The sequence below is a fragment of the Gulosibacter sp. 10 genome (genome assembly GCF_900163695.1).
Classification (GTDB): domain Bacteria; phylum Actinomycetota; class Actinomycetes; order Actinomycetales; family Microbacteriaceae; genus Gulosibacter.
This window is the reverse complement of the sequence record NZ_FUIC01000027.1, coordinates 182962-189833: the sequence shown is the minus strand read 5'-3', so window position 1 is coordinate 189833 and position 6872 is coordinate 182962. Positions and strand designations below refer to the sequence as shown.

Here is a 6872-nt window from a genome sequence, read left to right as displayed (position 1 = left end):
CGCGGGGGCTTTCCAGTGGGCAATACTGGGATCGAACCAGTGACCTCTTCCGTGTCAGGGAAGCGCGCTCCCGCTGCGCCAATCGCCCAAGGGTGTTGTGGAGGTGACGACGGGATTCGAACCCGTGTAAACGGCTTTGCAGGCCGCTGCCTCGCCTCTCGGCCACGTCACCGTGTGTGGGATTCCATTCCCGTGCGATAAGGCGTACCTCGGTCACACTCGAGCGGATGACGAGACTCGAACTCGCGACCCTCACCTTGGCAAGGTGATGCGCTACCAACTGCGCTACATCCGCGTGGCTTTCCGCTTCCCCGTGGGGCCGCGTCCGGCACTTGGAATACATTAGAGCACATCGGCCTGCGATGCCAAATCGGCATCGTCGCGGCTGCGGTTTTCGGCCTGTTCATGCGCCGCGCCCGGCGTGTCACCCCTGATGCGAGGGCTGCCGAGGAATCCCGACACGCATCCACGACCGCGCGATTTGGCGAAACCGGGAAGTGTGTGCCAAGATATTCCACGTTCAAGGGCAATTAGCGTAGTGGTAGCGCGCTTCCTTCACACGGAAGAGGTCACTGGTTCGATCCCAGTATTGCCCACGAGACGAGAAGCCCCGGTTCGCCGGGGCTTCTCCGCGTTTCCCCGCCGGGCGCTCCCCACGGGCAGGCCCGCCTCGAACGCAGACGGGATGCCCGCGGGGGCGGCCGCCGATGGCCACGCCCCGCGGGACCCCGGCCTACTCCATGTCCTCGAGCTCCTTCCCGCGAGTCTCCTTCACGAACTTCCAGACGAAGAAGAGCGAGAGCACCGCCATGGCCGCGTACAGTCCGTAGGCGAGGCCGAGCCCCGCATCGGCGAGGGTCGGGAAGGTGAGTGACACCGCGAAGTTCGCGAGCCACTGCGCGGCGGCCGCGACCGAGATCGCGTAGGCGCGGATGCGGTTGTTGAACATCTCCCCCAGCAGCACCCAGACCACCGGGCCCCAGCTCACGCCGAAGAACACGACGTAGAGATTCGCCGCGAGCACCGCGACGATGCCGGCCGTGTCCGAGAGCAGCGGCTGCACCTCGCCGGCGACGACCTGCGTCGGCGCCGTGCCGAAGACGAAGGCCATGGTGCCCAGCGTGACCGCCATGCCGACCGATCCGATGATCAGCAGGGGCTTGCGGCCGATCCGGTCGACCAGCGTGATCGCGATCACGGTCGTCACGATGTTGACCACCGCCGTGATCACCCCCGTCAGCAGCGCATCCGACTCGTCGAAGCCCACCGCCTGCCACAGCATCGTCGAGTAGTAGAAGATCACGTTGATGCCGACGAGCTGCTGCAGCAGCGAGAGGAAGATGCCGACCCACACGATCGGCGCGAGGCCGAAGCGCCGGCCCTTGAGGACGCCGATCGACTGCGTCTGCTCGAAGGAGAGCGAGTCGCGGATCTCCTCGATCTTCTCCGTGGGCGTGCCGCCCACGTAGTGCTCGAGCACCTTCTCGGCCTCCTTGACGCGGTTCTTGCTGACCAGGAACCGCGGCGATTCGGGGATCATCGAGGCGAGCACGCCGTAGATCACGGCCGGGATGCACTCCGCGACGAACATCCACCGCCAGGCCTCCATCCCGAGCCACAGCCCGTTGCCGGCGCCGCCCGCCGCCTGCGCGAGCGCGTAGTTGCTCAGCAGCGAGACGAAGATGCCGACCACGATCGCCAGCTGCTGCAGCGAGCCGAGCCGTCCGCGCACGTTCGCGGGAGAGACCTCCGCGATGTACGCCGGGGCGATCACGCTCGCCGCGCCGACCGCGAAGCCGCCGATGAAGCGGAAGATCGTGAGCGACCAGATATCCCAGACGAAGCCGCAGGCGAGCGAGGTGATGAAGAAGAGCAGCGCGGCGACCTGCATCACGCGGATGCGTCCGAACTTCGCCGAGATGGGCCCGGCGAACCAGGCGCCGACCGCGCAGCCGACGAGCGCGAATGCGACCGAGAATCCGAGCAGCACGGGATTGGCCCCGCTCCACTCCCCGACCGCGCCGACGGCGCCGTTGATGACCGCCGTGTCGAAGCCGAAGAGGAATCCGCCCATCGCCGCCGCTGCGGCGATCATGATCACCCTCGTGATCGGCGGCGTCGGAACCGTTCTCCCGCTGCCGCCCTGACTGACGTTGACCATTTGCCCCACCACCCTGTGTTGCACGATCGAGCACTCGCCCCGGCAGCATCGGCGGGACCGCGGCTCGCTTCGCAGCAGTGTAGCGCGTTGGACGGCGTCGAACCTACTCGGCCGGCGCGGCCGCCTTCGCCTCCTGCTCGCGCGCGGCGCCCGTGGAGGCGATGAGGCGCGACACCGATCGCAGGTACTTCTTCCGGTAGCCGCCGTCGACCATGCCGCCCCCGAAGATCGCGTCGAGCGGCTCCCCGCTCGCGATCACCGGGATCTGCGCGTCGTAGACCCTGTCGATGAAGGCGACGAATCGCAGGGCCTCGGCCTGATCCGTGAGCACCTCGACGTCGTCGAGCGCGATCGCGTCCACGCCCTCGACGAGCTTGACGTACTTCGAGGGATGCACGCGCGCCAGGTGCTCGACGAGGCCGCGGAACGGATCGTGCGCGACGGTCTCCCCCGCCGCCGATCGGCGCTCCACCTGCGCCTCGAGCTCGCCCTGCTCGGAGACCACCGCCTCGCCCTCCACCGCGCGGCGGCGGAAGTCGACGCCGTCGATGCGCACCGTGTCGAAGACGTTCGAGAGCTTCGTGATCTCGCGCAGGAAGTCCTGCGCGGCGAAGCGGCCCTCGCCGAGCGCGTTGGGCGGGGTGTTCGACGTCGCCATCACGCAGGTTCCCGACTCGACGAGCTCGCCGAGGAGCTTCGTCATCACCATGGTGTCGCCCGGGTCGTCGAGCTCGAACTCGTCGATCGCGATGAGCGAGGCGCCGGTGAAGGCCTTGACGGCGTTCTGATAGCCGAGCGCGCCCACGAGCGCCGTGTACTCGATGAACGTGCCGAAGTACTTGCGCCCGGGATAGGCGTGCCAGGTCGCCGCGAGGAGGTGCGTCTTGCCCACGCCGAAGCCGCCGTCGAGGTAGATGCCGGGCTTGGTCGTGCCCGACTTCTTCGCGAACAGCACCCGGGAGAGGAACCCTCGGCCGCTCGACCGGCGCGGCGTCGCGTTCCCGGCGAAGCCGCGGCACAGCTCGACCGCTGCGCGCTGGCTCGGATAGTCGTCGTCGGGGATGTAGGAGTCGAAGCTCGCCGTCGTGAACTGCGGCGGCGGGACCAGTGCGTCGACCATCTCCGCGGGGGTCATGCTCGGGACCAGATCGGTGAGATGGATGATGCCGCCAGCGGTCACAAAAGGCTCCTGCGTCGATGATTCGAAGACACTTCACCCTACTCGTCATTACGCTATCGGGTAAGAAGGGCCGCCCGCACGGGCGGCTGCCACGGCTGGGAGGAGCATTACGTTGAGCATCGAGTTCGATACCGATCCGAAGTTCGCCGAGTACGCGCACCCTGAGCGCCTGGTCTCCACGCAGTGGCTGGCCGAGCGCCTCGACCGCGACGGACTCGTCGTCGTGGAGTCCGACGAGGACGTGCTGCTCTACGAGAGCGGGCACATCCCGGGCGCCGTGAAGATCGACTGGCACACCGATCTCAACGACCCGGTGATGCGCGATTACGTCGACGGCGAACGGTTCGCGCAGCTGCTCGGCGGCCTCGGCATCTCGCGCGAGGACACGGTCGTCATCTATGGCGACCGATCCAACTGGTGGGCGGCCTACGCGCTGTGGGTCTTCACCCTCTTCGGCCACGAGGACGTCCGTCTGCTCGACGGCGGCCGCGACAAGTGGATCGCGGAGGGCCGCGAGCTCACGCGCGAGCGCCCCGCGCGCACCGCCGCGGAATACCCCGTGGTGGCCCGCGACGACGCGCCCATCCGGGCCACCCGCGAGGACGTGTTCGCGCACCTCGGCGCCGCCGCGCCCCTCATCGACGTCCGGAGCCTGCCGGAGTACACGGGCGAGCGGACCCACATGCCCGACTACCCGGACGAGGGCGCGCTGCGCGGGGGCCACATCCCCACCGCGCGCAACGTGCCCTGGGCCCGGGCCGCGGCGGAGGACGGCGCCTTCCGCCCCAGGGCGGAGCTCGAGGCCATCTACCTCGACGAGTCGGGGCTCGGGCGCGAGGACGAGGTGATCGCCTACTGCCGCATCGGCGAGCGCTCGAGCCACACGTGGTTCGTGCTGACCCATCTGCTCGGCTTCGACCGGGTGCGCAACTACGACGGCTCCTGGACGGAGTGGGGATCGCTCGTCGGGGCGCCCATCGCCAAGGGCCAGGAGCCCGGGGAACTGCCCCGATGAGCCTTCCCGCCCAGCTCGCGGAGATCCGCGAGGACTTCCACGCCGTGCCCGATCGGGACCGGCTCACCCTGCTCCTCGAGTTCTCCGACGAGCTCCCCGACGTGCCCGACCGCTACCGGGACGTGCCCTTCGAGCAGGTCCACGAATGCCAGTCGCCCGTCTTCATCACCACCGAGGTATCCGAGGGCCGGGTCCGGATGTTCGCGAAGGCCCCGCCCGAGGCCCCCACGACCCGGGGCTTCGCCTCCATCCTCGTCCAGGGCATCAGCGGGCTCACGACCGAGGAGGCGCTCGGCATCCCGAGCGACTTCCCCTTCGACCTGGGGATCACCGATCAGGTCTCCCCGCTCCGCCTCCGCGGCATGGTCGGCATGCTCGGCCGCGTCCAGCGGCAGGTCCGCGAGCAGCTCGGCCGTCCCGCGGCCGCGGACGATCCCGCGGCGGAGGGCTAGGCGGCCGTGTCGGCGATCGACGCCATGCCGGATCCCGCCTGGCTCCGGGTGCTCGATGCCTCGGGCGGCGCGGAGGGCGGGCCCGAGATCGACCTGCGCGGCGGGGAGGCCGACGGGCGCATCCGCGCGCTCTACCAGCCGCCGCGGCGGGACTGGGTGCGGATGAACATGATCGGTTCCCTGAACGGGCGGGTGACCGGGCCGGACGGGACTTCGGACACGCTCTCCAACCGCGCGGACCGGCGCATCCTCGGCGCGATCCGCAGGATGAGCGATGCGATCGTGGTCGGCGCCCAGACCGTCCGGCAGGAGCGGCACACCGCCACCGCCCCCACCCGGCTGTGCGTCGTGACGAGCTCGGGCGACCTCGGCGGGCACCGGATCTCGGAGAGGGAGGCCGCCGCCTCGGTGCTCGTGTGCTGCCCGCAGTCCGCCGCCGACCGGGTGCGCGAGACCATGCCCGGCGCCAACATCGAGGCGCTCGAGCCACGCGACGGGCGGATCCCGCTCGGTGCCGTGCTCGACGCCCTGCGAGCACGAGGCCTCCACCGCATCGTGGTCGAGGGCGGGAACCGGCTGATCAGCCAGTTCCTCGACGAGGAGCGGCTCGACGAGATCTGCCTCACGCAGGCGCCCGTGTTCGCGCCCAACGACGCACCATCCCTGCCCGGGTCGGGCACCGGCACGCGGTTCGACCGTGCGCTGCTGCTCGAGGACGAGGCGGGATTCCTCTATCAGCGGCTCCTCGCCCGCCGCGAGCCAGGCTGACGGGGCTCGTCGACCGAGGCCCCGCCCCCGACCTCGGCGATCGCCCGGGAGGCGCGCTCGCCGAACCAGTCGCCCACCACCCGCTCCCACCGGTGCGGCTCGCGATTCCACAGCCGCACGTGGCGGGCGCCGGAGAACTCCTCGTACTGCACGATGTCCTCCCGCAGCCGCGCGAGCGTCCGGCTCGGGCCGACCGGGACGACCGTGTCCCCGGCCGAATGCAGCAGCAGCACCGGAACCTCGAGCTCCTGGGCCCGGGCGACGAGATCCACCTCGTCGAGGTCGATCGGCTCCCGCAGCCCCATGACGGCGAGGCCCGGCCTCGCGCGAAGCAGCCACCGGCCGACCCGCTTCGAGGCCACCGGGAGCATGCCCACGATCTGCTGCGCCTCGATCACGGCCCGCCAGTCGACCGCCGGGGACTCGAGCATAAGCCCCGCAACGAGCGGCGCGTAGCGGGAGCGGAGGTACGTCTGCCCCACGATGGTGCCGCCCATCGACCAGCCCGCCAGCACGATCCGGCGCGCCCCGCGCGCGACGGCCCAGGCGATCGCCGCATCCACGTCGCGCCACTCGGTGAGGCCGAGGCCGTAGCGCAGGCCCGGCGCCGTGGGCGCCTCCGGGTCGTTCCGATAGGACACGACGAGCGAGTGCCAGCCGCGCTCCGCCGCGAGCGGCACGGTCCGCAGCGGCTCAGCGCGCGAAGCCCCGCGGCCGTGCACATGGACCGCCCAATGCCCCGGCAGGGGCTCCGGCGCGGGCACGAACCAGGCCGGCGCCGGACCGAGCTCGGTCTCGATCTCCGCCTCCTCGAAGGGCATGCCGAGGTCGCGGACGTCGCGCTGCGGCGCCGAGCGCACCTTGACTGCGTCGACGCCGAGCAGCGGCGCACCGCGCTCGCCCCGGTACCGGCGGGTCACGGAGTACGCGGTGGCCGTCACCGTCTCGCCCAGGATCGCGACGCCCGCGCCGCCGGCCCACTGGAAGGTGTAGCGCCCCGCGGGCTCCGACTCGACGGTGCGCTGCAGCTCGATGCTGCCCTCGCCGGCACGATCCGGGTCCGGATAGAGGGCGAGCACCCGGACTCCCTCGTTCCGCCGCGGCCTCGCCGAGACCACCGTCCTGGCCAGGGCGTAGCCGAATCCGAGAACGGCGCCGCCGCCCACCGCCCCGAATCCCGCGACCGCCGCCGCCGCGCTCCGCACGCATCCCGCGAGGCCGCGGATCCCGTTCATCGTTTTCTTCTCGTCCTTCCGATATCGGCGCGCCTGCCCTCGCGGCCGTGACCCCATCCCT

At 70.6% G+C, this 6872-nt stretch carries 6 protein-coding genes and 4 tRNA genes; 4 read left to right on the top strand and 6 right to left on the bottom strand.

Translation table 11 applies throughout. From position 1 onward, the window contains the following. Positions 1-16: 16 nt before the first annotated feature. The 3 genes from FM112_RS11135 to FM112_RS11125 form a co-directional block, all read right to left on the bottom strand. Positions 17-88, bottom strand: a tRNA-Val gene (locus tag FM112_RS11135). Between the two features lie 10 nt (positions 89-98). Continuing rightward, positions 99-172: transfer RNA gene (locus FM112_RS11130), tRNA-Cys, on the bottom strand. 50 nt (positions 173-222) lie between these two features. Further along, positions 223-295: transfer RNA gene (locus FM112_RS11125), tRNA-Gly, on the bottom strand. Between the two features lie 229 nt (positions 296-524). Here FM112_RS11125 and FM112_RS11120 point away from each other — a divergent pair. Beyond that, positions 525-596 (top strand) — tRNA-Val (locus FM112_RS11120). 137 nt (positions 597-733) lie between these two features. Here the strand turns inward: FM112_RS11120 and FM112_RS11115 are convergent. Next, on the bottom strand, positions 734-2095 hold the full coding sequence (locus FM112_RS11115) for a sugar porter family MFS transporter (protein ID WP_254910461.1): 1362 nt from the start codon (positions 2093-2095) through the stop codon (positions 734-736). A gap of 169 nt (positions 2096-2264) precedes the next feature. Then, positions 2265-3296: a cell division protein ZapE gene (gene zapE, locus FM112_RS11110; protein WP_087007515.1), complete on the bottom strand. Its 1032-nt coding sequence runs from the start codon at positions 3294-3296 to the stop codon at positions 2265-2267. 157 nt (positions 3297-3453) lie between these two features. Between zapE and FM112_RS11105 the strand changes: the two genes are divergently transcribed. From FM112_RS11105 to FM112_RS11095, 3 genes are read left to right on the top strand one after another with little or no spacing between them, the layout of a single operon-like run. Then, positions 3454-4356: a sulfurtransferase gene (locus tag FM112_RS11105; RefSeq protein WP_087007488.1), complete on the top strand. Its 903-nt coding sequence runs from the start codon at positions 3454-3456 to the stop codon at positions 4354-4356. Beyond that, the gene (locus FM112_RS11100; RefSeq protein ID WP_087007485.1) at positions 4353-4808 is read left to right on the top strand and encodes a SufE family protein; all 456 of its coding nucleotides are present in this window, start codon (positions 4353-4355) and stop codon (positions 4806-4808) included. Before FM112_RS11105 ends, FM112_RS11100 begins: the two co-directional genes overlap by 4 nt. Positions 4809-4814: 6 nt before the next feature. Beyond that, positions 4815-5576 (top strand): dihydrofolate reductase family protein, encoded by a 762-nt coding sequence (locus tag FM112_RS11095; protein WP_087007483.1) that lies wholly within the window; start codon positions 4815-4817, stop codon positions 5574-5576. On the opposite strand, the gene FM112_RS11090 is transcribed toward FM112_RS11095, so the two are convergent. Continuing rightward, on the bottom strand, positions 5543-6811 hold the full coding sequence (locus FM112_RS11090) for a S9 family peptidase (RefSeq protein WP_087007481.1): 1269 nt from the start codon (positions 6809-6811) through the stop codon (positions 5543-5545). The two genes, FM112_RS11095 and FM112_RS11090, sit on opposite strands and share 34 nt — an antisense overlap. Between the last annotated feature and the right edge of the window lie 61 nt (positions 6812-6872).

Coding starts and splice junctions, on each gene's coding strand:
- zapE (WP_087007515.1), bottom strand. CDS start 3,296: ATGACCCCCGCGGAGATGGTCGACGCACTGGTCCCGCCGCCGCAGTTC.
- FM112_RS11100 (WP_087007485.1), top strand. CDS start 4,353: ATGAGCCTTCCCGCCCAGCTCGCGGAGATCCGCGAGGACTTCCACGCC.
- FM112_RS11090 (WP_087007481.1), bottom strand. CDS start 6,811: ATGAACGGGATCCGCGGCCTCGCGGGATGCGTGCGGAGCGCGGCGGCG.
- FM112_RS11115 (WP_254910461.1), bottom strand. CDS start 2,095: ATGATCGCCGCAGCGGCGGCGATGGGCGGATTCCTCTTCGGCTTCGAC.